We start from the raw sequence: 306 nt of genomic DNA on the forward strand, positions 1-306 counted from the left end.
ATCCTGGCCGACGCTGAAGTCATCGCGCATTATCATGCGTTATTCGAAGTCGAAGCATCCTTCCGACTGACCAAGCATGATCTGGAAGCACGCCCCATGTTTCACCGCACCCAAGACATGATCGATGGCCACCTTAACATCGTGTTTTGTGCTCTAGCCATGGCACGATATCTGCAGACTGTGTTTTGTCAATTAGAAGTCGGCCATTAAAGCGATAAGAATCCGGCCACTTTGGCAGGGTTTCCTGCCAAAGTGGCGATAAGGGGTTATTTCATTAGGGCGTTTTTGACGCGGTAGGACTCGCCG

The 306-nt window shown here is 50.7% G+C and carries 1 pseudogene; it reads left to right on the plus strand.

Annotated features, from left to right (window positions below):
* Positions 1–177: pseudogene (locus A6F49_RS18125) on the plus strand (IS1634 family transposase); the annotation flags it as partial.
* Between the last annotated feature and the right edge of the window lie 129 nt (positions 178–306).

This window comes from Enteractinococcus helveticum (assembly GCF_001657475.1).
Taxonomy (GTDB): domain Bacteria; phylum Actinomycetota; class Actinomycetes; order Actinomycetales; family Micrococcaceae; genus Yaniella; species Yaniella helvetica.